The following is a 23,055-nucleotide window of genomic DNA, read 5'->3' on the forward strand; positions in this document are numbered from 1 at the left end:
TCTCCTGTGCTGCATGGGCTACAGGGTGTTGTGCGTGAACCGGCCGGCGAGCAGTGTCGCGGCCACCGGCATCCGTCGCAGGTCATCGACGGATGCCACGAACGGGTCGATCTCGCACACGGCGAGGTCGGCGACGTCTCCGACCGTGATGCGGTGTCGGCCGCGCGTCGACGCGGCGAGCGCGGCCTGCCGGGAGACGGCCTGCCCGGGATTCCAGGGCGCCCGACCGTCTTTGGTGCGCCCCACAGCGGCCGCCATGGTCACCCACGGGTCGAGGGGGGCGACAGGCGCGTCGGAGCCGAAGGCGAGCGTGGCCCCCGCGGCGAGCAGATCCCCGAGCACGAACGCCCGCTCGGTCCGGCCCTCCCAGAATCGGTCGGCCACGTCGCGATCGTCGAGGGCATGCTCCGGTTGCACGCTGGCGACCACACCGAGCGGCGCGAAGCGGCGCACGTCGCTGGCGGTGAGCAGTTGCGCGTGCTCAATACTGCCCCGAGTCGACAGCCCCTCGGCCGCCAGCTGCTCGAACGCGTCCAGGGCGAGGCGGTTGGCGTGGTCGCCAATCGCGTGCACGGCCGGGCGGAGTCCCGCCTGCGCGGCCTGCCGCATCCGCTTCAGCAGGTCATCGGCCGGAACGTTCAGCACCCCGGATGAGTGCTCGCGACCTTCCATGCCGGGATATTCCGCGAAGCACAGGGCGGTGCGGGTGTTGAGGGATCCGTCCGTGATGACCTTGAACGGACCGACGGTCAGGAGCCCCCCAGTGCCGGGGATGGCCGCGCCGGAGCGCAGTCCGCGGTCGACCGCGCGCGCCAGGTGCTCGCTGTACACGCCGAACTCCACCCGGAGCAGGTCGTCGCCGGCCGCGATGCGCCGCTGCCAGACGTCGAGATTCCACGCCATTTCCAGGTCGACGATCCCCACCACTCCCCGGCTCGCGGCCTGCCGGGCGGCATCGAGGGCCCAGGCGTCGAGTACGGCGTCGTGCACCGTGTCGATCGCGCCCTCCACGGCGAACGCTTCCTCTTCTCGCAGCAGCCCGGTCGGGTGCCCCGGCAGGCCATGCTCGGTCAGCGCGGCGGAGTTCAGCCAGCAGCTGTGCAGGTCCCCACTGACCAGCACCACGGACACTCCGGGCGACACCTTATCGAGCACCGTGCGGGTGGGCACGTCGGGCCACAGGGCATCCCGGTAGCCGAATCCGATGACCGCCTCCCCCGCCCGCGCCCGATCAACACCGGCGGCGACGAGGGTCGCGGCCTCCGCCGCGCTGCCGGCCGCCGACACGTCGAGGCGGCGTGACGCCTGGGCCCACTGGCTGAAATGCACATGGTTATCCCACAGGCCGGGAATCAGCCACCGCTCCCCCAGATCGACGGTTTGTTCCGCCGAGGAGCGAGGCTGCCGGGGGCCGATGCGACGGATGCTGCCGCCTTCGACCTCGACATCCACGATGTCGTCACTGCCCGGCAGCCGGGCGTTGCGCAGCAGCACGCTCAGGCCTGGCATGACGGGCACCAATACAGCTTGCGTGCAGCCATCTCTTCAATCACGATGTGGGTGCCGCACACCCGGCACGGCAGGCCGTCACGCTTGTAGACCCAGTGCCGGTCGGCGCGGTTGCGCATCGCGAGCACGAAGTCGGCCCGGTCGAGGTCGTCCATGGTCATCATCTGCCCGGTTTCCACGCCGATGTGCAGCAGGTGAGCCCAGTCGTGCCAGAGCGCCCGCACCGTTTCGTCGCTCAGGGAGTTGCCGGGGGCGTGCGGGTTGATGCCGGCCCGGAACAGAAGTTCCGCCCGGTACACGTTGCCGATTCCGCTGACCACCGACTGGTCCATGAGCAGCTTGCCGATGCTGGTCGGTTTGCGGCGGATCACGCCGGTGAAACGGTTTTCCGCCTCCAGGCTGTTGTCGACCTCCGGATCGGGGCCGAGTCGCGCCACGGCCACCGCGGCCTCGGCCGCATCCAGCACCTCGCAGGCGGTGGGCCCGCGCAGGTCGGCGCAGACCGTCTCCGTCAACAGGCGCACGCGCACCTGTCCGATCGGCTCCGGCGGAAACACCTCCAGCTGGTTGAGTTCCTTCTCCTGCTCCGACATGCGCACGCGGGTACGCCGGGGCGCGCCGATGCTGTGCAGGGAATTCTCCCCGGCACTGTCCAGAACAGCGCCGTCCGCCGCGGAATCGAGCTCGGTGCCGTGCTGGTTCGTCTGCCCCATCCGTCCGTTCGCCGAGGCGATCGTGGCGTCGAGGAGCAGATTTCCGGAGAAATCCCACGCCCCGTACAGGCCGAGGTGGATCCTCAACCACAGTTCGTGGTCGAACTCGAGGAACATCTGCTTTCCCACGGCGCGAGCATCCGTCATGATGCGACCATCCAGCACCGCGGCGCCTTCGACAAAGCGGCCCTGCGGTGACGAGAAGCGCACGGCGCGCCCAAGAAAGTTGCGTTGGAACTGCCGCGTGATGCGGTGAACGGAATGACCCTCGGGCACGGTTACTGAACGACACCCTTGCCGGCGATGTCGCCGGTGGTCTCGTATTCGGCCAGCTGCCGAATGCGGCGGGTATGACGTTCCTCATCGGAGTACGGCTCGGCGATGAACGCGTCGATGAACGCGGTGGCTTCCTCGATGGTGTGCTCGCGTGCCCCGATCGAAATGACGTTGGCATCGTTGTGCTCACGAGCGAGTCTCGCCGTGCTGAGATTCCAGACGAGGGCGGCGCGCGCGCCGGTCACCTTGTTGGCGGCCATCTGCTCGCCGTTGCCCGACCCGCCGAAGACCACGCCGAGGGCGTCGATCCCCCGCTCGCGATCGTTGACCGTGGCCTGCGTTGCATTGATGCAGAAGGCCGGGTAGTCGTCGAGGGGGTCGTAGGCGGTGGGGCCGTGGTCGATCACCTCATGGCCGCGGCCACGCAGGTACTTGATCAGGTGATGGCTGAGGTCGAGACCGGCGTGGTCCGTGGCGATGTGGATGCGCATATGAGCAGTCTATTTAGCCGCGGTGACCGCGGAGGGCGACACGTCGAAAATAGGCTCTCTCGTGCGGCTGCGCTTGAGTTCGAAAAAGCCGTCGTAACTGGCGGCGGCGACCACTCCGTCCCAGAGGGCGAGGGCCTGATCACCCATGGGCGCCGGCGAGACGACCGGGCCGAAAAATGCCACATCGTTGATGGCGATGACGGGCGTGCCGACGTCCTGGCCCACGCGGTTGATGCCGTCGAAGTGGCTCGCGCGCATCTGGGTGTCGTACTCGTCGCTGTCGGCGTAGGCCGAGAAGCCGGCGGGCAGGCCGACCGCGGCGAGCGCGAGGGCGATGACCTCGTCGGCGTTCGTGTTGCCGCCGATATGAATTTCGGCTCCGAGCGCGTCATACAGCGCCTTCACCATGACCTGGCCGTGCAGCTCCTGCGTGGCCTGCGCCAGCCGGGTGTATTTGAGCGCGCGAGGCAGGAACGCGCCGTATCCCTCGCTGATGTCGTTGTTTTCGTTCAACACGGCGAGACTCATGACGCGCCAGTCGACGTCGAGGCCACGCAGGCGCGCCACCTCATCCACCCAGCGGGAGGTCATCCAGGCCCAGGGGCACGCGGGGTCGAACCAGAATTTCACGGAATCAGTCATGGCTTCACCTTATATTCGTCGGCCGCTCTCCTTCGGACCGTGCCCGACCGCGGAGGGCGGACCCCTTGGGGCCCGTGGGCAGGTCAGCTGCGCGCGACCGAGCGTCGCCGACATAGAATTGTCTGATGATCACCGAGCCTGAACCCGCCGCAGACACCATGACTGCGCCCGCAGACTCGCCCGAGTTCGAGCCGGCGGGCATCGACCCGGTCGAAATGGCCACGACGCTGCGCGTGCTCGCGTCGCTGAGCGACATCGACCCGGAAGATCCCGACTTCGTCACCGTGCGCCAGGCCACCGCGAAGATGTTCAAGTCGGTGAAGATGGCTCGGCGCGGCGAAAAGCGCGCGGCGATCAAAGACGCCGACCGTGAAGTGATCGCGGCGACCGCCACGGGCGCCCGCACCCGCATCGACGACGAGACGCGCGGCGACCAGCTCTCACTGGGAACCTCCGCCGCCTCGGCCGGTGAACTGCTCGTGCCGCGTGCCTGCTACATCTGCAAGCAGAAGTACACCCTCGTCGACGCCCTCTACCACCAGCTGTGCCCGAGCTGCGCGGTGATGAGTCACGCCAAGCGCGACGCCCGCACCGACCTCACCGGCAAACGCGCCCTGCTCACCGGCGGCCGCGCCAAGATCGGCATGTACATCGCGTTGCGGCTGCTGCGTGACGGCGCACACACGACGGTGACCACGCGTTTCCCGCGGGACGCCGTGCGTCGTTTCGCCGCCATGCCGGATGCCGGCGACTGGCTGCACCGCTTGCGCATCGTGGGCATCGACCTGCGTGATCCGGCCCAAGTGATCGCGCTCGCCGATTCGGTGGCCGCGGCCGGCCCCCTCGACATTCTGATCAACAACGCCGCACAGACCGTGCGCCGTTCCAAGGGCTCATACTCGCCGCTGGTGGAGGCCGAGGACTCTCCGCTGCCCGACGGCCCCCTGCCCGAGATCGTCTCCTTCGGCCATACGAATGACGCCCACCCGCTCGCGCTCGCGGCATCCGTATCCGGGCACCCGCTGCTCGCCGCGGCTGCAGGTTCCGGCGCACTCACCGCGGAGGACCTCACCAGGCTCGCCCTGGCCCCGGGGTCCTCTTCTCTCGAGCAGCACGCGGCCGGCACGGCCATCGACGCCGGCGGGCTCGTCCCCGACCTGCACGAGGTGAACAGCTGGACGGCCAACGTGCAGGACGTCGACCCGCTGGAGATGCTGGAGGTGCAGTTGTGCAACACGACCGCGCCGTTCCTGCTCGTGAGCCGCCTGCGAACCTCGCTCACGGCATCCACGGCCCGGCGCACCTACATCGTGAATGTGTCGGCAATGGAGGGCGTGTTCGGCCGTGGGTACAAGGGTCCGGGGCACCCGCACACCAACATGGCCAAGGCCGCACTCAACATGCTCACCCGCACGAGCGCGAAGGAGATGCTCGACGACGGCATTCTCATGACGAGTGTGGACACCGGGTGGATCACGGACGAACGGCCGCACCCCACGAAGATTCGTCTCGCCGAGGAGGGCTTCCATGCTCCCCTCGACCTGGTGGACGGCGCCGCGCGGGTGTATGACCCGATCGTGCGCGGCGAGGCCGGCGAAGACCTGTGCGGTGTCTTCCTCAAGGACTACAAGCCCGGCACCTGGTAGATCAGCGCCGGATCACCGTCGCTCGAGTATGACAACCGGGATTTCGCGGCTCGTCTTCTTCTCATAGTCGGCGAAACCGGGGTAGGCCGCCTTCTGTTGTTCCCAAATACTGGAACGCTCCTCGCCTGATGCGACGCGTGCTTGAACGGCCAGGGTTTCCGTGCCCACCTCGATCGTCGCGTCCGGCGTGGCCACGAGGTTGTGGAACCAGGCCGGGCTCGTCGGGGCGCCCGCCTTGGAGGCGAAGACCGCGAAGGCCTCACCGACGGCGCGATACATCATGGGGGTCACCCGCTCGGCGCCGGACTTCGCGCCCACGGAGTGCAGCAGCAGCAGCGGTGCACCCTCGAAATTGCCGCCGACTCGGCCGGCGTTCGCCCGGAATTCCGCAATGATCTTGTCGTTCCAGTTGCTCGGAGTCGCGTTCGACATGACGTTGGCCCTTCCCTCAATTTCGAGCCTACGCCGGGCGGACGAAGATGTCGTGGTGCACTGTGCTCACACGACAAGCACCGACGCGGTCGCCTTCGCGAGACGATCGCAGCTACTCGGCGCGGACGAGGCCGACCAGCCATTCGCCCAGTCGGCTGCTGGACGGCGCATGGTCGGGTTCCGCGTCGTGCTGCAGCGTGTGCCACTGACGGCAATCGCTGTGTGGAGCGTACTGGTGCAGGAAGGAGGTCAGCGGGCACTCCGCTTCCGCCAGAGGATGCGGTGATCCCCACCGCTGGAACTGCCAGTGGTATGCCAGCGCGCCGAGAGCAGTCTGGCAGCTCTCGATCTGCACCGGGATCTCGAAGTCTCGTGCCCAGGCCGGCACGTCACCGGCCGGCATCGGCCGGGAGAAATAGTAGCCCTGCCCAAACGGGGCCCCCAGGACGGTCGCGGCCTCGCTCAGCGCGAGATTCTCCAGCCCTTCGACCACCACACTCACACCGAAGTCTCGTCCCATCTGGGTGAGCGTGGCAATGAAACTGAGTGTCTCGACCGGTTTGGTGAGGATGTCCGCCAGCAGGCCTCGGTCCAGCTTGATGGAGTCGAATGGAAGCTCGGATAGCCGTTGGAGCGTGCTGTGGCCGGAACCGAGGTCATCCAGGGCTAACGTGACGCCCAGAGCCCGAAGCGCGTTGATAGCCGCCCGCTGCGCCACGGCGTCCCGCGTCAGGTCCTGAGTCTCCAAGAGCTCCAACCCGAGGCGGTGTGGTGCGATGCCGCACCTGAGCAGCGCGGTCTCGATCCACCCGACGCATTCCGGGTTGCGCAGGGTCGAAGGAGACACGTTGACGGAGAGATCCACGCCGAATCCGACTGTGTCCCACCGGGCCAGATGGTCCAGGGATTCGGTCAGGCCGAGACGGAACAGCTCGTCCAGGTCGGCGTCGGTCAGCGCCGAGAGGAACCTGTCGGGTGGCACAATGCTGCCGTCCGGCAGGATAAGCCGCGCGAGGGCCTCGACCCGGCTGATCGTTCCGGTCCGCAGGTCCATGATGGGCTGCATGAACATGCTCAGTCCGCCGGAGAAGAGCGCGTCGCGGTGGGATTGTTCGGAGTGCCGCACGGGCGCGGCCAACGCTGCCCGCGCGGTCGGGTTGGCCACCAGGCGCGCGTCGGTCTCCCGGGGCCGGTCGAGTTCCCACCACTGTGCTGGTGTTCTCGTCTCCGCCTTCACGCGCTGAAGAGCACGGTCGGCCGCCGGGAGCAGCGATCGTGGGTCGGCGTCGGCGCCGGTCCACAGGGCAACGCCGAGGCTCATCCCCACGGTGGCCGTCGCATCGTCGATGGTGAACGATGTCTCGACGGCCGCGTGCAGGCCCTCGACGGCCAGGCGCAACTGCGCCTCGTCGATGCTCTCGAAGACCATGATGAACTCGTCGCCTCCGGCGCACGCCAGGAAGTCCCCGTCGCGCACAAGCCCGGCCAGGCGGCTGCCCAGTTCTCGCAACACGTCATCCCCACCGTCGCGGCCGAAGCAAGTATTGACCAGGCGAAAATCGTCCACATCGATGACGGCCACCGCCACACCCCGCCGGTCGCGCGGGACGGCGAAGTACTCATTCAGAGCACGACGGTTTGCCAGCCCGGTGATCGGGTCGAGCAGAGCGCGAACCCGGAGCTCTTCCTGCAGCGCCACCCGCGTGTTGATGTCTCGTTGCACACTCACGAAATGGGTGATGGTGCCTGCGTCGTCGCGCAGGGCACTGACCGTCAGCCCGTTCCAAAAGGGGGTCTGGTCTTTGCGGTAGTTGAGAATGTCACCGTGGAAGTCCTGGCCCGCGGACAGCGTCGAGCGGATGAGGGCAACGACCGAGGGGTCGGAGCCGGGCCCCTGCAACAAACGGCAGTTCCTGCCGAGGAGTTCCTCCCTGATGTAGCCCGTGATCTCCGTGAACCGTTCACTGGCGTGCAGAATGTTCTGCTCAGCGTCGGTGATGAGGGAGATCTGGGAGGTGGCCGCGTGGGCGCGGGCCAGCAGAGCCTCCGATACGTCTGACTCCGGCGGAAAAACAGCAGCGCGTGCACTGAGCGGATACATGGGTGCCTCTCGAATCGCACGAGCCGGAAAGTGCGGGCCGGGACCTGAGACTGCGCGCGACGCCCCCGTGATACCCCACCGTCTTACTCGAGTCTAGGGGCAGGGCCTCCCGCTCCACGATCACGCGTTCCACTGCAGTGACCGGCCATGCGGCTGGGTCAGGGCGATCGGCTCGCCGTCCAGAGCGAGGACGAAGGCGGATGATTCCGGCGGCATCATCGCGAGCCGCTCCAGCACCCCCGGAACAACGCCCTGTCCCTCGTTCGCAAGCCAGCGCACCGGCAACCGGGCCAGTTGCGCGGCGAATCGCTCCCGATCGGTCTCGGTGAGGTAGGCCAGCACCGCGGTGTGGAACACCACGACCGTCGCCCCGGTCGGGGCGCGCGCCACGAGCGCCGCGAGCTCGGCGTTGAGGTCGCCGCGCACGATCTCCACCGGCTGCCGCCGGGCCACGTCAACGGCGGCCCGCAGTCGAGCGCGACGGTCATCGTGCTCCGGCCAGATCAACGCGTCGAGCCAGTCCACATCGGAGGGCGACGTCACGTCGAGCGGGTTCAGGTCGATGCCCGCGCGCCACACCACCTCCGGCAGTTGCTCGGGAATCGGCACCGGGCCGGAAACGGCACAGTCCAGTACGACAGGGCTCGGTCCGGCGGCCGGGTGCAGCATCCGGTCGGCTCTGCCCGCGGTGATGTAGCGGTAGCTGTACCGGTCGGGGTGCAGACAGAGTCCGGCGGATGCCCCCACTTCGATGAGCGCGAGCGGTCCGCCGAGCGACGCAAGGGCCGGAAGCAGCGCCGCGCAGCGCCCGGCCTCATTGGTCTGGGTGGCATGGGTGAGGCAGACGGCCTCCACCTCCGACCAGTGGGCGGGCAGCCACCGCGCAAACTCGGAGTAGGGGCCCGCGTGCGCGCCGCAGAACCGCGCCGCGCTGAAGACCAGGTTCGGCTGCCGTTTCGCAGCGGGAAGCCGGTCGATCAATGCCAGCACCGTGGGATCGCGGGCGACGCCGGCGGCCCATTCCTCATAACAGGCGCTGAGGCCTCTCGCCTCAACCTCGGCGAAGTCACGGTAACGATCGGGTGTGGACGCCCGCGGATCGGTGCTCCTTCTCATGCCCCCACAGTAATCACGGATACTCTGGATAAACATGTGCAAATTGCGCCAGAAGCGCTGCCGCATGCTCACTAGTCGTGAAACCGAATTGGAGAACCCGTTGCCTGGAGAAAACCTCACCCGCGTCGAAGCTCAGGAGCGCGCCGCGCTCGTCAGCGTCCACACGTACGACGTGACCCTCGACCTCACCACCGGCCCGGAGCTGTTTTCCAGCACCACCACGGTCACGTTCGCGGCCACCGAGGGCGCCTCCACCTTCATTGATGCCATCACGCGTACGGTGCACAGCGTCACACTCAACGGCGTGGATCTTGACCCGGCCGTCGTCAGCGACGGCATCCGCATTCAGCTCGACGATCTCGCCGCCGAGAACGAGCTCACCGTCGTCGCCGACGCCGTCTACACCAACACCGGCGAGGGCCTGCACCGCTTCGTCGACCCGGTCGACAACGAGGTCTACCTGTACAGCCAGTTCGAGGTCCCCGACTCGCGTCGGATGTTCGCCGTCTTTGAGCAGCCGAACCTCAAGGCCAGCTTCGCGTTCACCGTCACCGCACCGGAGGCCTGGCAGGTCGTGTCCAACTCCACCACCCCGGAGCCCACACCGGCCGCACCCGGCACCGCCACCTGGGCGTTCGAGCCCACGCACATCATGTCGAGCTACATCACCGCCCTCGTCGCCGGACCGTACGCCGTCGTGCGCAGCGAACTCACCTCGAGCGACGGTCGAACCATCCCCCTCGGAATCTTCAGCCGGAAGAGCCTGTCCGAGTACCTGGATGCCGACTACATCTTCGAGAAGACGGTGCAGGGCTTCGCGTACTTCGAGGAGAAGTTCGGTTTCCCGTACCCGTTCGACAAGTACGATCAGCTCTTCGTTCCGGAGTTCAACGCCGGCGCCATGGAAAACGCCGGCGCCGTCACCTTCACCGAGTCGTACATCTTCCGGTCCAAGGTCACCGACGCCATCAAGGAACGTCGCGTGGTCACGATCCTGCACGAGCTCGCCCACATGTGGTTCGGCGACCTCGTCACGATGACCTGGTGGAATGACCTGTGGCTCAACGAGAGCTTCGCCGAGTGGGCGTCGACGATCGCCACCGCCGAGGCGACCGAATGGCACGAGGCCTGGACCACCTTCGCCGTGATGGAGAAAAGCTGGGCCTACAAGCAGGACCAGCTGCCCTCGACGCACCCCGTGGTCGCCACGATCCGCGACCTCGACGACGTGCTGGTCAACTTCGACGGCATCACCTACGCCAAGGGTGGTTCGGTGCTCAAGCAGCTCGCCGCGTGGGTGGGAATCGACGCCTTCTTCGCCGGCGTGGGGTCTTATTTCCAGAAGCACCAGTGGGGCAACACCGAGCTGCGCGACCTGCTCGTCGAGCTGGAAGCCTCCAGCGGCCGCGACCTCACCGAGTGGGCCCAGCTGTGGTTGGAGACCGCGGGGGTCAACACCCTGCGCCCGGAGATCGCCGTGGATGCGGCGGGAACGATCACGAGCTTCGCTGTGCTGCAGACCGCCGCGGCCGACTACCCGACGATTCGCCCGCACCGACTCGCGATCGGCTTCTACAACTTCGATGCATCGGCCAAGCTCGTGCGCACCGACCGGATAGAGCTCGACGTTGACGGTGAACGAACGGATGTCGCCGAGCTCGTCGGGAAGGCGCGCCCCGACCTGGTTCTGCTCAACGACGACGATCTCAGCTACGCCAAGGTGCGCCTCGACGAGGCCTCCCAGGCCGTGGCGCTTCAGCACCTCGCCGCGATCGACAACCCCCTCGCCCGCGCCATCGTGTGGGGCTCGGTCTGGGACTCCACCCGCGACGCCGAGACCAGCGCACGCGACTTCGTACGTCTGGTCCTCAACAACGTCGCCACGGAAACCGAGTCGACGACGCTGCGCACCGTTCTGGGCCAGCTTGTGCTGACCGCGTCCTCCTATGTGGCCGAGGCGCACCGCGCCACCGTCGTGACCGAGGTCGCCGACGCCCTGTGGGCGCTCGCGGAAGGAGCCGCGGCCGGAAGCGACGCCCAATTCCAGTTCGTGAAATTCTTTGCGGCCATCGCCCGAACCGATCAGCAGCTCGAGCACATCGCGGGCCTGCGTTCCGGCAGCGAAACGCTGCCGGAACTCGCCATCGACACCGACCTGTCATGGGAGCTGCTCACCGCCCTCGTGGCCGGCGGCCGGGCGACCGCGGCAGAGGTCGATGCGGCGCTCACCGACGACAATACGGCCACCGGCGCCCAGTCCGCCGCTCTCGCCCGGGCGGCGATCCCCACCGCGGACGCAAAACTCGCCGCCTGGTCCTCGCTGATCGATGTGGACACGGCAGCGACGACGATCGTGCGCACCACGGCCGCCGGATTCCTGCGCGTGAACGACTCGGCGCTGCTCGAGCCCTTCATGGCGACGTACTTCGGCATGCTGCAGTCCGTGTGGGAGGCACGCAGCTTCTCCATTGGGGAGAAGCTCGTCATCGGCCTCTACCCGTCGCCGCTGAACAGCCAGGCCCTCGCCGATGCGACGCACGCCTGGCTTGACGCCAACGCCGAGCCGGCCGCCCTGCGCCGCCTCGTGGTGGAAAACCTGGCCGGTGTGGAGCGCTCGCTCGCCGTGCAGGCCCGCGACGCCCGGTAACCCCACCGCTCGAACCGTTCGAAGACGACGGAGAGTTGACGCGTTCCGGTCACTCTTCGTCGTCTCTGTCGTAAATGCGGGGTGGGGGTCCAAGCTGCGCAGCGTTCAGGTTGGTGCTTGGTCGGCTGCGTAGACTGTAATCAATATGGAAAACTTTTGGGCCGTCGTGGCCAACTTCTTTGCCTCGGAAGCCTGGACCACCGCCTGGCAGAAGATGGCGATAATCGTGACCATCATCGTCCTCGCCTTCGCCGTCCGGTGGGTGCTGCAATTCGTCATTCGCCGCGTCGTGAGCCAGATCGTCTCCGGCGTCAAGAAGACGCAAAAGGTTGAGGACACTCAGGCACTGAGCGTGTCTCCGCTGGCAGCGGTGCGGGTGGTGCAGCGCTCTCGCACCCTGGGCTCGGTGCTCGCCAACATTGTCAACGTGTTTATTCTGATCACGGCCACGCTGATGATCGTGCAGACGTTGAACCAGAACATACTCGGTTCGTTCGCGCTGCTCACGGCGGCGATCGGTGCCGGTCTGGGTTTCGGCGCGCAGAACATCGTCAAGGACATCCTGAACGGCCTATTCATGGTCGTGGAAGACCAGATCGGCGTCGGCGACATTGTTGACGTCGGATTCGCCTCCGGAGTGGTCGAGAACGTCGGCATTCGCATCACGCAGGTTCGCGACATCGACGGCACGCTGTGGTTCGTGCGCAACGGTGAGATCCTGCGCGTGGGAAACATGTCCCAGGGCTGGGCCCGGGTCATCATCGACCTCGCCATTCCGTACTCGTCCAACGTGGAGGCTGTGCAGGCCGAGCTCCTGCGCGTCGCCACCGCGCTCGCCTCGAGCCGCAAGTGGCGCGCCTTCATGTTGGAGAAGCCGGAAATCTGGGGCCTCGAATCCATCACCGCGGAGGCGTTGGTGACCAGGCTCGTCGTCAAGACACGCGTTGCGGTCAAGTGGGACTTCGCCCGCGACCTGCGCCTGCACCTGAAGAAGGCGCTCGACGGCATGGGCGTGTCACTCACCCCGCTGAACAGCGTGGTGATGACCGGACAGGACGGCACCCTCGGCAATACCGAAGCCATCGAGGTGACGACGGTCGACGCCGCGGAGGAAGCGGCCGCGGCCGTGCCCGACGCCGTCGCCGACGCACGCACGGCACCCGTTGCGGTGAAGCGCCCGCCGCGCGCACCGCGCAAGCCGAAGACGAAGGCCGACGCGGCGCCCGTGAAGGCGCCGGAGAAGCCCCTCCCGACCGCGCACACCGCCCCCGACCCGGAGATCCGCGATGACGAATGAACCAGCCGGCGTACACCTCCGCAATGGTGAAAACGGTGCGGCGGTGATTCCGACCTTCTACGACCAGGTCGGCGGACGTGCCTTCTTCGAAAAGCTCGTGCACGAGTTCTATCGCGGCGTGGCCACGGACCCGGTGTTGAAGCCGATGTACCCTGAGGAAGACCTCGGCCCGGCCGAGGAACGCCTCGTGATGTTTCTGGAGCAGTTCTGGGGCGGCCCCGGCACGTACAGCGAGCAGCGTGGACACCCGCGGCTGCGCCAGCGCCATCACGGGTTCAAGGTGAACCCGGATGCCCGTGACCGGTGGCTGGGTCACATGAAGGTCGCCGTTGACCTGTGCGATCTTCCGCCTCTGCAGCGTGAAACCCTCTGGGACTACCTGGACCGTGCGGCGCACGCCATGGTCAATACCTTCGACGAATAGGTTCGCACGCACGACTGGCGTTCATCATCCCCGACGGGATCATGAACGCCAGTCGTCTGTGGCGGTACCGCCGGTCAGCTCTCGCGGGAGAGCACCTCTCCGACCACCCGCAGGCCTTCGACCAGCAGATCGTCGGGAATGCTCAGCGGCGGCAGAAAGCGGATCACGTTGCCGTAGGTGCCGCAGCCGAGCAGGATCACGCCCTCCGCGTGGGCGGCGGCGATCACTCGAGCGGTGAGGGCGGCGTCGGGCTCGTCGGTGGCCGCGTCGACGAGCTCGATCGCGATCATGGCACCGCGTCCGCGTACCTCCGCAATGCGCGGGTCGGTGGCGGCGAGCGCGCCCAGGTGATCGCCCATGAGCCGGCCGATGTCGGTGGCGCGGTCCACCAGGTTGTCGGCCTCGTACGTTTCGATGGTGGCCAGCGCTGCGGCGCACGCGAGCGGATTACCTCCGTAGGTGCCGCCGAGGCCGCCCGCGCGCGGGGAATCCATGATGTCGGCCCGGCCGGTGACCGCGGACAGCGGCAGCCCGCCGGCGATGCCCTTGGCGGTGCAGATCAGGTCGGGAACGATCCCCTCGTGCTCGCTTGCGAACATGTGGCCGGTGCGGGCGAAACCGGTCTGAATCTCGTCGGCGATGAACACCACGTTGTTGTCCCGGCACCAGGCGAGCAGGGTGGGCAGGTATCCGGGGGCGGGCACGATGAACCCGCCCTCCCCCTGGATGGGTTCGATGATGACGGCGGCGATCGTGTCGGCACCGATCTGCTTCTCGATCTGCAGGATGGCGCGCTGGGCCGCGACGACGCCGTCCAAGCCGCCGTCGCGCAGCGGGTAGGACATGGGCGCGCGGTAGACCTCCGGCGCGAAGGGGCCGAATCCGTTCTTGTACGGCTGGTTCTTCGCCGTCAGTCCCATGGTGAGGTTGGTACGGCCGTGGTACGCGTGGTCGAAGGCGACGACCGCCTGCTTGCGCGTGAAGTGCCTGGCGATCTTGACGGCGTTCTCCACAGCCTCGGCACCGGAGTTGAACAGCACGGTGCGCTTCTCGTGATCGCCGGGCGTGATCCGGTTGAGGGCCTCGGCGACCTCGATGTACGAGTCGTACGGGGCAACGGTGAAGCAGGTGTGCGTGAACTGCGCGAGCTGGGCCGCGACGGCCGCGACGACGCGGGGCGCGCTGTTACCCACCCCGGTGACCGCGATGCCCGAGCCGAGGTCGATGAGCGAGTTGTCGTCGGCGTCGACGACCACGCCGCCGCCGGCCGCAACCACATAGACGGGCAGCGTGACTCCCACGCCGGCCGAGACCGCCTGCGCCTTGCGCGCCTGCAGGGCCTGCGACTTCGGGCCCGGGATGCTCGTCACCAGGCGGCGTTCCTGCGGAAGACTCGGGCCGCCGAGCGGCACGGTGCACGCGGTGGGGGTTTCGACGAGGGTCATGGCTGCTCCAGTTCTGCGCTACAGGTGCATCGCCGCGCTCCGTCGACAATGCCAATTGCGTAATGCTAAGCAGCGAAGCCCCCACCCCGCCGTGCCACTTTGTACATCGAGTGATCTCTGCTTAGCCAATCTGTACAATCGAGGCATGACGTCATCCGTGGCCCCGCCGCTGCTGCCCCCGCTGCACCGATTGCTGGCCGACCCCAGCCTGCACCTGCGCCTGCTGATCGCAGAGGCCGACCTCCCGGCCGGGGCGCTGGACCGGCCCGTAGACTGGGTGCACAGCTCCGACCTGTCCGACCCGACCCCGTTCCTCTCCGCCGGACAGATGTTGCTCACGACCGGGCGTCAATTCGGCCTCGACCCGGTGACGGATGCCTTCTACCCGGAATACGTGAACCGACTGGCCGACCTCGGCATTGCCTGCCTCGGCTTCGGCACCGAGGTCGTACGCGACGGCACGCCGGACGCGCTCGTCGCGGCCTGCGCGGCCCGGGGCATCCCCCTGGTCGAGGTCCCCTACGGCACGCCGTTCATCGCCGTGGCCCGTGCCGCCGGAGAACTGGTCGCCGAGCTCCGCTTCGCCAGGGACACCTGGACGCTCGCCGCCCAACGCGCCATCTCACTCGCCGCGTTGCGCCCGGACGGCCTCAGCGCCACCCTGAGCGAGCTGTCGCGCCAACTCGGACACTGGGTCGCCCTGTTCGATCCCCGCGGGGCACTCGACCGGGTCTTTCCCCGAGACGCCTCCAGCTCCGCATCCCGGCAATCCCTGGACCACGCTCGGCGCGAGGCCGCGCAGATGCTCCGCCGCGGGCAGCGCGCGAGCCTCACCGTCAGCGTCGCCGGCGAGACGCTCAACCTGCAGACCCTGGGACGGCGGGATCAGCTGCGCGGGGTGCTCGCGCTCGGCGGACGAACCGAGCTCGACCCGGCCAGCCAGGAGGTGGTGACGAGCGTGATCGCGCTCGCCGGTCTCTCCCTGGAGCAGAACAGCGCCCTCGGCCACGCCCGCGACCGACTCCGTTCCGGACTCTTGCAGGCCCTGCTGGGCGGCCAGATCGACCTTGTCCGCGGGATCGCGACCGAGCTCTGGGGCGCCTTCCCCCGAGAACCGGTACGGATCGCCGTGACCGACCCGGCCGCGGAACGGCTGGACACGATCACCGAATTTCTGGAGCTCCGGGCGGAGGAAGGCGGCGGGAACCTGTTCTACGCGCGTCTGGGCACGAGGGTTGTGGCCTGCGTCGACTCCAGCGCCGGGCCCCTCCTCGATGACCTCGTCGGGTTCGGCCTGCATGTGGGACTGTCCGACCCGGTGGATTGCCGGTCACTGCCGCGGGCGCTCGCTCAGGCTCACCAGGCCCTGGACCGCTCCCACGAGGGTGCGCCGGGCGTCACGGCCTTCGACGTGATCTCCCGTCAGGGCGTGCTGGCCTTCCTGGCCACGACGAACGCCTCGGAAGTCGGCCGCGCAACCCTGCAACCGCTGTCCGCCCATGACGCCGAGCACGGCACCGCGGTGCTGGCGACGCTGCGCACGTGGCTCGAATGCAACGGTCAGTTCGGTCCCGCCGCGTCCGCGCTGGGGGTGCACCGTCACACCGTGCGCAACCGGATCACACAGGCGGAGCAGCTGCTCGGCCGCGACCTGGGCACGTTCCATGCGCGCGCGGACGTGTGGGCGGCCCTGCTGGCCACGCAGGGCATGCCGGCGGCACCGGCCCTGCCGTCTTCGTAGAGCTGTGGGCTGCCCGGCCGCGCCCGTTAGCGCTTGCGGCGCACGAGCACGTGGCCGCGACTCGTGGTCAGTCGGATCCACGGCCCCGCTTCCAATACGCGCACCGGTTCGTCACCGAGGAAGCCCAGGCTGAACGCCGCGAATGCAGCTCCCGCCGGGACATCGTCGACGCCGTCGATCGGGCGACCCCAGATCTCCGAACGCACCCGCTCCACGATCTGCTCACCGGTACCCGTGGGAAGGGCAGCCGCGACCTCCTCGATTCCGGCGTGCGCGGCGGCACGCAACACCTGGGCATCCGCCTCGCCGGTCGCCAGCCAGCCACTCGTGGGCGGGGAGATACCGGCCCAGGTCGCGGTTCCGGACTCGATCGGCAGCGGCACGACCACGGGCACGTCGGAGGTGAGGCCGTCTGATTCGAGGCGGGCTATCCGTTCGAGCAGGCCGCGAACCGGCACCACGCGGTCGAAGTCGCCGGGCTCCGTGAGGGCGAAGGTGCGCAGCCCCAGCACGGTGGTGCTGCGGTCCAGCAAACCCCGCGGGTACAGGATGCCGGTGTACACGGCAAGCACGCTGCCGGACGCGATCAGGTGCACGCTGCCGCTCTGAACACGGGCGGCACGGGCGAGGTAGACCTGGAGGTCACCAAGGGACAGGGAATCTGAAAGAGAAAATGACTGGCTCATCTGCTTCTAAACTATCAAGGTACCCATTCCTTTCATACCGCCTCGCGGCGTACGCCTGAGGAGGCCCCCTTGCACAAGCCCATGGAAGGCCTGCTGGCCGCCCTCGACCTCACCGACACCGGTGCCCGCACCAGCGAGGACATCTTCACCGGACCCTCGCAATGGATGCCGCTCGGCCGCGTGTTCGGAGGCCAGGTTCTCGCCCAGTCGCTCGTGGCGGCCATGCGCACCGTTCCCGACGACCGGCACGTGCACTCCATGCACGGGTACTTTCTGCGTCCCGGCGACGTGAATCACCCCATCACCTTCTCCGTGGAGCGCGTGCACGACGGGCGGTCCTTCTCGACCCGCCGCACCCAGTGCTACCAGAATGGGCTGCCGATCCTGTCGATGATCGCATCGTTCCAGGACGACGACGAGGGGCTGGAACACCACATCGACATGCCGACCGACCTGCCGGACCCCGAATCTCTCCCGACCGCCGCGGACAGCCTCGCCCAGGTGGATCATTCCGTGGCCCGCTACTGGGCCAGCGAACGCCCGTTCGATATGCGGCACGTGCCATCGCCGATCTACCTCGCCGTGGACGGAGCGCACACCGCCAAGCAGGCCGTGTGGATGAAGTCCCTCGGGCCCCTGCCCGACGACCCCGATCTGCACCGCGCTGCCCTGGCGTACGCGAGCGACTACTCCATCATGGAACCGGTGCTGCGTCGCCACGGCACCCCATGGTCGACGCCCGGGCTCAAGGTGGCCAGCCTCGACCATGCCATGTGGTGGCACCGATTCGGCCGGGTCGACGAATGGATGTTGTACGTGCAGGACTCCCCCTCCGCCCAGGGCGGGCGGGGGCTTTCCACCGGCAGCATCTTCAGCCGCGAGGGAGTGCTCCTGGCGACCGTGGCCCAGGAGGGCATGATTCGAGTTCCAAAAAACGAGGAGTGACACCCATCATGAGCCCCGCAACGAACCTGGACCCGCGCGGCCTGAGCCGTCGTACCGTGATCGTCTGGGGCGGTGCGGGCGCCGCGGCGGCCGCGACCGTCGGCCTGGTCGGGTGCAGCACCGGCACCGGTTCCGCTCCCGCCGGCAATGACACGCCGACCGAAATCGCCACGCTGGCCGACATCCCGGTGGGCGGGTCCATCGTCGTCGACGTGGCCGGCGAACAGATCGTGCTCTCGCAGCCCGAATCGGGCACCGTCACCGCGTTCAGCGCGGTGTGCACGCACCAAGGCTGCATCGTGGCCCCGAAGGCGAAGGAACTCGCGTGCCCCTGCCACGGGTCACGTTTCAACGCGGAAACCGGCGAGGTGATCGAGGGACCGGCCGCCCGGGCCCTGCCGTCCGTCGCGGTCACCGTGAACGGCACATCTGTTATGACGGCATAGCGCTCGCGCTCGGTGCGCGGCCCGGGATTCGTCTCCCGGCCGGGCGCTCAGCGGCGGGCGAAGACGATCGGCTCGTCGAGGTACGGCGTCCAGGCGGTGCGCTCGACATCGTTGATGCGCCGCGGGCGCTCGCTGGCGGCATCCACCAGAACAATCGTGGTGTTGGCCCGCGCGTACAGCTTCTCCTCGCCGACTCCCGCGGGGCCCCACACCTCGTAGCACACGTCGAGGCTCGCTCCCCCGAGCTTGCCGATCCACAGCCGCACATCGATCGGGTCGCGCAGGTACGGAACCGGCGCCAGGTACTCGATCTCCTGACGCGCGATCAGGGTGAGCGTAGCCGCGCCGGGGCGCCCGTCCAACACCGCCGTACTCGCGCCGACGGCGGTCGAACCGGTGTCATCGTTCACCCAGAACGCGATGATGCGTGCCTCTTCGAGCAGGCGCAGCATCTCCGCGTTGTTGACGTGACCGTAGGCATCCAGGTCCGACCAGCGCAGCCGAATCGGTACGTGCAGCTTCATCGCCAGCCCTAGTCGCGGGTGAGCTTGCGGTAGGCGGAACGGTGCGGCTTGGCCGCGTCCGCGCCGAGACGCTCAATCTTGTTCTGCTCGTAGGACTCGAAGTTTCCCTCGAACCAGTACCAGCTGCCCGGGTCGTCCTCTGTCCCCTCGTAGGAGAGGATGTGCGTTGCCACACGGTCGAGGAACCACCGGTCGTGTGTGATGACCACAGCGCAACCCGGGAATTCCAGCAGGGCGTTCTCGAGCGAACCCAGGGTTTCGACGTCGAGGTCGTTAGTGGGCTCGTCGAGCAGCAGCAGGTTGCCGCCCTGCTTCAAGGTGAGCGCGAGGTTGAGGCGGTTGCGCTCACCACCGGAGAGCACACCGGCCTTCTTCTGCTGGTCGGGGCCCTTAAAGCCGAACGTGGAGACGTAGGCGCGCGAGGGAATCTCGGTCTTTCCGACCTGGATGTAGTCCTGGCCGTCGGATACGACCTCCCACAGCGTCTTCTCCGGGTCGATGCCGCCGCGGTCCTGATCGACGTAGGAGATGTTGACCGTTTCACCGATCTTCAGTTCGCCGGCGTCGAGCGGTTCCTTACCGACGATGGTCTTGAACAGGGTCGTCTTACCGACACCGTTGGGGCCGATGATGCCGACGATGCCGTTGCGCGGGAGGGTGAAGGACAGTCCGTCGATGAGCACACGCTCGCCGAAACCCTTCTTCAGCTTCTTCGCGTCGATGACCTGGGCGCCGAGGCGCGGGCCCACGGGGATCTGGATTTCTTCGAAGTCGAGCTTGCGCGTGCTTTCGGCCGCGGCAGCCATCTCCTCGTAGCGGGCCAGACGCGCCTTCGACTTGACCTGGCGGCCCTTGGCGTTGGAGCGCACCCATTCGAGTTCATCGGCGAGGCGACGCGACAGCTTGGCGTCTTTCTTGCCCTGCACGGCCAGACGTTCCTGCTTCTTCTCGAGGTAGGTCGAGTAGTTGCCCTCGTAGGGGTACAGGTGACCGCGGTCGATTTCGGCGATCCACTCGGCTACGTGGTCCAGGAAGTACCGGTCGTGAGTGACGGCGAGCACGGCACCGGGGTACTGGGCGAGGTGCTGCTCGAGCCACAGCACGCTTTCGGCGTCGAGGTGGTTGGTCGGTTCGTCGAGGAGTAGCAGGTCGGGCTTCTGCAGCAGAAGCTTGCACAGCGCCACGCGGCGCTTCTCGCCTCCGGAGAGGTTGGCCACGGAATAGTCGCCCGGCGGCGTGCGGAGGGCGTCCATCGCCTGCTCCAACTGGGAGTCGAGGTCCCATGCGTCGGCTGCGTCGATGGCCTCCTGCAGGTGGCCCATCTCTTCGAGCAGGCTGTCGAAATCGGCGTCGGGTTCACCGAGCGCGAGGCTGATCTCGTTGAAGCGGTCGATCTTCGCCTTGATCGGACCGACACCCTCCTGCACGTTCTCGAGCACGGTCTTTGTCTCGTCGAGGCGTGGTTCCTGCATGAGGATGCCCACGCTGTACCCGGGAGAGAGTCGAGCCTCGCCGTTGCTGGGGGTGTCGAGACCCGCCATGATTTTGAGGATGGTGGATTTTCCGGCCCCGTTCGGACCCACAACGCCAATCTTGGCGCCAGGGAAGAACGACATGGTGACGTCGTCGAGAATAAGCTTCTCTCCGATCGCCTTGCGAGCGCGGACCATTGAGTAAATAAATTCGGCCATAGTGCTCACCAGTCTATTTGGCGCGTGACGCCGAGAAGACACGTTCCGGCGTCCGGAACGTGCGCGACCGTGCTGTGATAGCCGCCGGACGCCGTTCCATACGGCCCGATCAGGCATTCCACATCCAATGTCACCGGGAACTCGATGGAATTGACTGTGAGATTCACCTTCTGCGGTCACCGAGTGTCGGCGGGTCTCCTTAGCCTCGAAGAAGACGCACGGCCGACCAGCCCGGAGGCAGACATGATCGAACAGATTTCTCCCCGCACCGCCACCCTGTCCCTGGTACCGGTGCGAACCGGGCTCTGGCGGGTTTTGAATCGCTCGGGCGCCGTTCTGGGTCACATCGAGCGGCAAACGGATGCCGACGGCGACCGGTTTTGTGCCCGTCGCCTCGTCTTCGCCTCCCGAATGGTGAACCTCGGCTCATTCTGCCGCCTGGACGATGCGACGGACTGTTTTCGCTGATTCGATGAAATCACGAAGGCACGCCGAACGGTTGCACAGTTTCGTTGATTCTCACCGGTAAAGTGCGGCTCATGGACCTGTGGAATAACTTTGTATCTTGGCTTACGGCCGCCAGCACCGAGCCCGTCGTTTTCAGCGCGGTGCTCTTCATTATCGCGATCGTCCTCGCAAGTGTGATCACCGCGTTGATCTTTCGCGCGACGATTCGCCGCCTGATTGACCAGCGTGATCGAGAGATCCGCACGGCTGCCATCGCCACCCTGGTGGATGCCGCGACGGAGGCATCCGTCTGGAATTCGCTGACCCCGCAGGAGCAGGTCATGAGCGACCGGGCCGTGGGACAGGCGGACATTCAGGTGCGACTGCTGCCGGTGAAGGGTTCCGGTGTCGCCGCCAACTGGTCGGCCCACCAGCTCGCCGAACTCAAGCGCACCTCTGCCACCTTCGGGTACCAGCTTGAGCCGGCTCTGCTTGAGTTTCGCGACCGCCTGATCGACTGGCAGAAGCGTCCGGCGCGAGCACGCAAGATCTTCCAGGGCGATCTGGACCGCTGGGTCATGCAGAACTCCCAATCCGACAAGAGCCTGCTGGCCGAGCAGGACGCGTGGGTTGCTCAGCAGCACCACGACCAGTACGGCGCCGGCCGCACCGCCGGTGCAACGAGCACCGCGAGCACCTCGGGTGCGGAGGGCTACGGCCCCATCACCGCGACGCCGCTGAACACCGGCGCGGCTCCCGCTCCGTACGCCCCCGCCTCCGCCTCTGTCGACACCCAGCGCCTGCTCGATGATGTCGACGCCCTCGCGGTTCGCTCCCCCGACACGCTCAACCGCTCCGCCGCGTCCTCGTCGCCGCAGGCACCAACGGCGTAAGGCGAGCGCCGTTCGATCACAACAGGCCCGATCGCTGGTTTCCACCGGTGGTCGGGCCTGTTCTGTGCCCGCCGCTCAGGCGAGCATCAGCGGCGGGTGGCTAACGCCACCAGTCGTCGAAGAGTGACGGGGGAACCCGGCGCTTGTGCACGGTCGACCGATAACGCAGCTCGATGGCGTCGGCGACATCCTCGGGCACCGGCTTGCCTTCCAGGTAGTCGTCGATGTTCTCGTAGCTCAGGCCGAGGTTCGCTTCATCGGTCTGGCCGGGATTGTGATCGAGCAGGTCTGCGGTCGGCAGCTTGAGGTGAAGCCGTTCCGGTGCGCCGAGCTCGATGAGCAGGGCGCGGCCCTGGCGTTTGTTCAACCCGGTCAGCGGCAAAACGTCGGTGCCGCCGTCGCCGTATTTGGTGAAGAAACCGGTGACGGCTTCCGCCGCATGGTCCGTGCCGACCACGAGAAAGCCGCGCTGACCGGCCAGGGCGAATTGGGCGATCATGCGGGCTCTGGCCTTGACGTTGCCCTTGGTGAAGTCGGACATGGTGGTTCCGGTGCTCTGGGCAAACTGCTCCTGGAAGCCCACCACCGGCTGCTCGATGTTGAAGGTGACGAGCTCGTCGGGAACGATGAAGTCGAGCGCCAGTTGGGCGTCCTCTTCATCGTGCTGCACCGCGTAGGGCAGACGAACGGCCATGAAGGTGGCATCCTGTCCGTCGGCCGCGAGTTCGGCGACGGCCAGGGAGCACAGGCGCCCGGCGAGCGAGGAGTCCTGGCCCCCGCTGATACCGAGCACGAATCCGGTCGCGCCGCTACTGCGCAGGTAGTCCTTGAGAAAGGTGACACGGCGGCGCACTTCACCGGCCGGGTCGATGGTAGATGACACGTTGAGGTCCGCGATGATTCGCGCCTGAAGTTCTCGCATGCCTCAATCTACCAACGGCCG

22 protein-coding genes are annotated in these 23,055 nt (G+C 67.2%); 9 read left to right on the forward strand and 13 right to left on the reverse strand.

The features are described 5' to 3' along the window. Nucleotides 1–18 precede the first annotated feature (18 nt). The 4 genes from AC1MB9_RS09085 to AC1MB9_RS09100 are packed head-to-tail and all read right to left on the reverse strand — an operon-like array spanning nucleotide 19 to nucleotide 3,631. On the reverse strand, nucleotides 19–1,509 hold the full coding sequence (locus AC1MB9_RS09085; protein ID WP_479961643.1) for an amidohydrolase: 1,491 nt from the start codon (nucleotides 1,507–1,509) through the stop codon (nucleotides 19–21). After that, nucleotides 1,497–2,498 (reverse strand): Fpg/Nei family DNA glycosylase, encoded by a 1,002-nt coding sequence (locus AC1MB9_RS09090; RefSeq protein WP_479961644.1) that lies wholly within the window; start codon nucleotides 2,496–2,498, stop codon nucleotides 1,497–1,499. The genes AC1MB9_RS09085 and AC1MB9_RS09090 overlap by 13 nt, the downstream gene beginning before the upstream one ends. 2 nt (nucleotides 2,499–2,500) lie before the next feature. Then, complete coding sequence (locus tag AC1MB9_RS09095) at nucleotides 2,501–2,989, reverse strand: ribose-5-phosphate isomerase (protein ID WP_479961645.1); 489 nt, start codon at nucleotides 2,987–2,989, stop codon at nucleotides 2,501–2,503. Between the two features lie 9 nt (nucleotides 2,990–2,998). Continuing rightward, nucleotides 2,999–3,631, reverse strand: coding sequence for a mycothiol-dependent nitroreductase Rv2466c family protein (locus AC1MB9_RS09100; RefSeq protein ID WP_479961646.1), 633 nt, complete (start codon nucleotides 3,629–3,631; stop codon nucleotides 2,999–3,001). Nucleotides 3,632–3,789: 158 nt separating this feature from the next. On the opposite strand from AC1MB9_RS09100, the gene AC1MB9_RS09105 reads away from it, so the two are divergent. After that, the gene (locus AC1MB9_RS09105) at nucleotides 3,790–5,277 is read left to right on the forward strand and encodes an SDR family NAD(P)-dependent oxidoreductase (RefSeq protein WP_479964609.1); all 1,488 of its coding nucleotides are present in this window, start codon (nucleotides 3,790–3,792) and stop codon (nucleotides 5,275–5,277) included. A gap of 12 nt (nucleotides 5,278–5,289) precedes the next feature. Here AC1MB9_RS09105 and AC1MB9_RS09110 read toward each other — a convergent pair whose 3' ends face one another. The 3 genes from AC1MB9_RS09110 to AC1MB9_RS09120 all read right to left on the reverse strand — a co-directional run bounded on the left by AC1MB9_RS09110 (nucleotide 5,290) and on the right by AC1MB9_RS09120 (nucleotide 8,926). Continuing rightward, on the reverse strand, nucleotides 5,290–5,709 hold the full coding sequence (locus tag AC1MB9_RS09110; RefSeq protein ID WP_479961647.1) for a nitroreductase family deazaflavin-dependent oxidoreductase: 420 nt from the start codon (nucleotides 5,707–5,709) through the stop codon (nucleotides 5,290–5,292). 112 nt (nucleotides 5,710–5,821) lie between these two features. Further along, nucleotides 5,822–7,810 carry a putative bifunctional diguanylate cyclase/phosphodiesterase gene (locus tag AC1MB9_RS09115; protein WP_479961648.1) on the reverse strand — a complete coding sequence of 663 codons (1,989 nt, stop codon included), beginning with the start codon at nucleotides 7,808–7,810 and terminating at the stop codon, nucleotides 5,822–5,824. Between the two features lie 120 nt (nucleotides 7,811–7,930). Beyond that, nucleotides 7,931–8,926, reverse strand: coding sequence for a DUF2332 domain-containing protein (locus AC1MB9_RS09120; RefSeq protein WP_479961649.1), 996 nt, complete (start codon nucleotides 8,924–8,926; stop codon nucleotides 7,931–7,933). Nucleotides 8,927–9,026: 100 nt separating this feature from the next. Here AC1MB9_RS09120 and pepN point away from each other — a divergent pair, with 100 nt between their 5' ends. The 3 genes from pepN (at nucleotide 9,027) to AC1MB9_RS09135 (ending at nucleotide 13,294) form a co-directional block, all read left to right on the forward strand. Beyond that, nucleotides 9,027–11,573, forward strand: a complete 2,547-nt coding sequence (gene pepN, locus AC1MB9_RS09125; protein ID WP_479964610.1) for an aminopeptidase N — start codon at nucleotides 9,027–9,029, stop codon at nucleotides 11,571–11,573. A gap of 145 nt (nucleotides 11,574–11,718) precedes the next feature. After that, nucleotides 11,719–12,870 carry a mechanosensitive ion channel family protein gene (locus AC1MB9_RS09130; RefSeq protein WP_479961650.1) on the forward strand — a complete coding sequence of 384 codons (1,152 nt, stop codon included), beginning with the start codon at nucleotides 11,719–11,721 and terminating at the stop codon, nucleotides 12,868–12,870. Further along, on the forward strand, nucleotides 12,860–13,294 hold the full coding sequence (locus AC1MB9_RS09135) for a globin (RefSeq protein WP_479961651.1): 435 nt from the start codon (nucleotides 12,860–12,862) through the stop codon (nucleotides 13,292–13,294). Before AC1MB9_RS09130 ends, AC1MB9_RS09135 begins: the two co-directional genes overlap by 11 nt. 74 nt (nucleotides 13,295–13,368) lie before the next feature. Here AC1MB9_RS09135 and gabT read toward each other — a convergent pair whose 3' ends face one another. Next, entirely contained in the window at nucleotides 13,369–14,739 is a 1,371-nt protein-coding gene (gene gabT / locus AC1MB9_RS09140) for a 4-aminobutyrate--2-oxoglutarate transaminase (RefSeq protein ID WP_479961652.1), read from the reverse strand. Between the two features lie 145 nt (nucleotides 14,740–14,884). On the opposite strand from gabT, the gene AC1MB9_RS09145 reads away from it, so the two are divergent. Next, nucleotides 14,885–16,480 (forward strand): PucR family transcriptional regulator, encoded by a 1,596-nt coding sequence (locus AC1MB9_RS09145; protein WP_479961653.1) that lies wholly within the window; start codon nucleotides 14,885–14,887, stop codon nucleotides 16,478–16,480. Between the two features lie 26 nt (nucleotides 16,481–16,506). Here AC1MB9_RS09145 and AC1MB9_RS09150 read toward each other — a convergent pair whose 3' ends face one another. Further along, nucleotides 16,507–17,166: a DUF8185 domain-containing protein gene (locus AC1MB9_RS09150; RefSeq protein WP_479961654.1), complete on the reverse strand. Its 660-nt coding sequence runs from the start codon at nucleotides 17,164–17,166 to the stop codon at nucleotides 16,507–16,509. 81 nt (nucleotides 17,167–17,247) lie between these two features. Here AC1MB9_RS09150 and AC1MB9_RS09155 point away from each other — a divergent pair, with 81 nt between their 5' ends. Both AC1MB9_RS09155 and AC1MB9_RS09160 read left to right on the forward strand, forming a co-directional pair. Then, nucleotides 17,248–18,111, forward strand: coding sequence for an acyl-CoA thioesterase (locus AC1MB9_RS09155; RefSeq protein WP_479964611.1), 864 nt, complete (start codon nucleotides 17,248–17,250; stop codon nucleotides 18,109–18,111). 8 nt (nucleotides 18,112–18,119) lie between these two features. Further along, a complete protein-coding gene (locus AC1MB9_RS09160; RefSeq protein ID WP_479961655.1) occupies nucleotides 18,120–18,557 on the forward strand; it encodes a Rieske (2Fe-2S) protein in 438 nt (145 codons plus the stop codon). A 47-nt stretch (nucleotides 18,558–18,604) separates the two neighbouring features. Here the strand turns inward: AC1MB9_RS09160 and AC1MB9_RS09165 are convergent, their stop codons facing one another. From AC1MB9_RS09165 to AC1MB9_RS09175, 3 genes are read right to left on the reverse strand one after another with little or no spacing between them, the layout of a single operon-like run. Further along, nucleotides 18,605–19,081: an acyl-CoA thioesterase gene (locus tag AC1MB9_RS09165; RefSeq protein ID WP_479961656.1), complete on the reverse strand. Its 477-nt coding sequence runs from the start codon at nucleotides 19,079–19,081 to the stop codon at nucleotides 18,605–18,607. A gap of 8 nt (nucleotides 19,082–19,089) precedes the next feature. Next, nucleotides 19,090–20,772: an energy-dependent translational throttle protein EttA gene (ettA, locus tag AC1MB9_RS09170; protein WP_479961657.1), complete on the reverse strand. Its 1,683-nt coding sequence runs from the start codon at nucleotides 20,770–20,772 to the stop codon at nucleotides 19,090–19,092. Between the two features lie 5 nt (nucleotides 20,773–20,777). Further along, a complete protein-coding gene (locus tag AC1MB9_RS09175; protein WP_479961658.1) occupies nucleotides 20,778–20,939 on the reverse strand; it encodes a DUF6993 domain-containing protein in 162 nt (53 codons plus the stop codon). Nucleotides 20,940–21,015: 76 nt separating this feature from the next. Between AC1MB9_RS09175 and AC1MB9_RS09180 the strand changes: the two genes are divergently transcribed. Continuing rightward, nucleotides 21,016–21,240 (forward strand): DNA mismatch repair protein, encoded by a 225-nt coding sequence (locus AC1MB9_RS09180; protein WP_479961659.1) that lies wholly within the window; start codon nucleotides 21,016–21,018, stop codon nucleotides 21,238–21,240. Between the two features lie 71 nt (nucleotides 21,241–21,311). Continuing rightward, a complete protein-coding gene (locus AC1MB9_RS09185; RefSeq protein ID WP_479961660.1) occupies nucleotides 21,312–22,112 on the forward strand; it encodes a hypothetical protein in 801 nt (266 codons plus the stop codon). Nucleotides 22,113–22,212: 100 nt separating this feature from the next. On the opposite strand, the gene nadE is transcribed toward AC1MB9_RS09185, so the two are convergent. Beyond that, nucleotides 22,213–23,034: an ammonia-dependent NAD(+) synthetase gene (gene nadE / locus AC1MB9_RS09190; RefSeq protein ID WP_479961661.1), complete on the reverse strand. Its 822-nt coding sequence runs from the start codon at nucleotides 23,032–23,034 to the stop codon at nucleotides 22,213–22,215. Nucleotides 23,035–23,055 lie beyond the last annotated feature (21 nt).

The organism is Cryobacterium sp. AP27, from assembly GCF_056680495.1.

Excerpts from the sequence above, each read along its gene's own strand:
- AC1MB9_RS09105 (WP_479964609.1), top strand. The coding sequence starts at position 3,790 with ATGACTGCGCCCGCAGACTCGCCCGAGTTCGAGCCGGCGGGCATCGAC.
- AC1MB9_RS09110 (WP_479961647.1), bottom strand. The coding sequence starts at position 5,709 with ATGTCGAACGCGACTCCGAGCAACTGGAACGACAAGATCATTGCGGAA.
- AC1MB9_RS09180 (WP_479961659.1), top strand. The coding sequence starts at position 21,016 with ATGATCGAACAGATTTCTCCCCGCACCGCCACCCTGTCCCTGGTACCG.
- AC1MB9_RS09150 (WP_479961654.1), bottom strand. The coding sequence starts at position 17,166 with ATGAGCCAGTCATTTTCTCTTTCAGATTCCCTGTCCCTTGGTGACCTC.
- AC1MB9_RS09130 (WP_479961650.1), top strand. The coding sequence starts at position 11,719 with ATGGAAAACTTTTGGGCCGTCGTGGCCAACTTCTTTGCCTCGGAAGCC.
- AC1MB9_RS09160 (WP_479961655.1), top strand. The coding sequence starts at position 18,120 with ATGAGCCCCGCAACGAACCTGGACCCGCGCGGCCTGAGCCGTCGTACC.
- AC1MB9_RS09095 (WP_479961645.1), bottom strand. The coding sequence starts at position 2,989 with ATGCGCATCCACATCGCCACGGACCACGCCGGTCTCGACCTCAGCCAT.
- AC1MB9_RS09085 (WP_479961643.1), bottom strand. The coding sequence starts at position 1,509 with ATGCCAGGCCTGAGCGTGCTGCTGCGCAACGCCCGGCTGCCGGGCAGT.
- AC1MB9_RS09120 (WP_479961649.1), bottom strand. The coding sequence starts at position 8,926 with ATGAGAAGGAGCACCGATCCGCGGGCGTCCACACCCGATCGTTACCGT.
- ettA (WP_479961657.1), bottom strand. The coding sequence starts at position 20,772 with ATGGCCGAATTTATTTACTCAATGGTCCGCGCTCGCAAGGCGATCGGA.
- gabT (WP_479961652.1), bottom strand. The coding sequence starts at position 14,739 with ATGACCCTCGTCGAAACCCCCACCGCGTGCACCGTGCCGCTCGGCGGC.
- nadE (WP_479961661.1), bottom strand. The coding sequence starts at position 23,034 with ATGCGAGAACTTCAGGCGCGAATCATCGCGGACCTCAACGTGTCATCT.
- AC1MB9_RS09115 (WP_479961648.1), bottom strand. The coding sequence starts at position 7,810 with ATGTATCCGCTCAGTGCACGCGCTGCTGTTTTTCCGCCGGAGTCAGAC.
- AC1MB9_RS09135 (WP_479961651.1), top strand. The coding sequence starts at position 12,860 with ATGACGAATGAACCAGCCGGCGTACACCTCCGCAATGGTGAAAACGGT.
- AC1MB9_RS09165 (WP_479961656.1), bottom strand. The coding sequence starts at position 19,081 with ATGAAGCTGCACGTACCGATTCGGCTGCGCTGGTCGGACCTGGATGCC.
- AC1MB9_RS09145 (WP_479961653.1), top strand. The coding sequence starts at position 14,885 with ATGACGTCATCCGTGGCCCCGCCGCTGCTGCCCCCGCTGCACCGATTG.
- AC1MB9_RS09155 (WP_479964611.1), top strand. The coding sequence starts at position 17,248 with ATGGAAGGCCTGCTGGCCGCCCTCGACCTCACCGACACCGGTGCCCGC.
- AC1MB9_RS09185 (WP_479961660.1), top strand. The coding sequence starts at position 21,312 with ATGGACCTGTGGAATAACTTTGTATCTTGGCTTACGGCCGCCAGCACC.
- AC1MB9_RS09100 (WP_479961646.1), bottom strand. The coding sequence starts at position 3,631 with ATGACTGATTCCGTGAAATTCTGGTTCGACCCCGCGTGCCCCTGGGCC.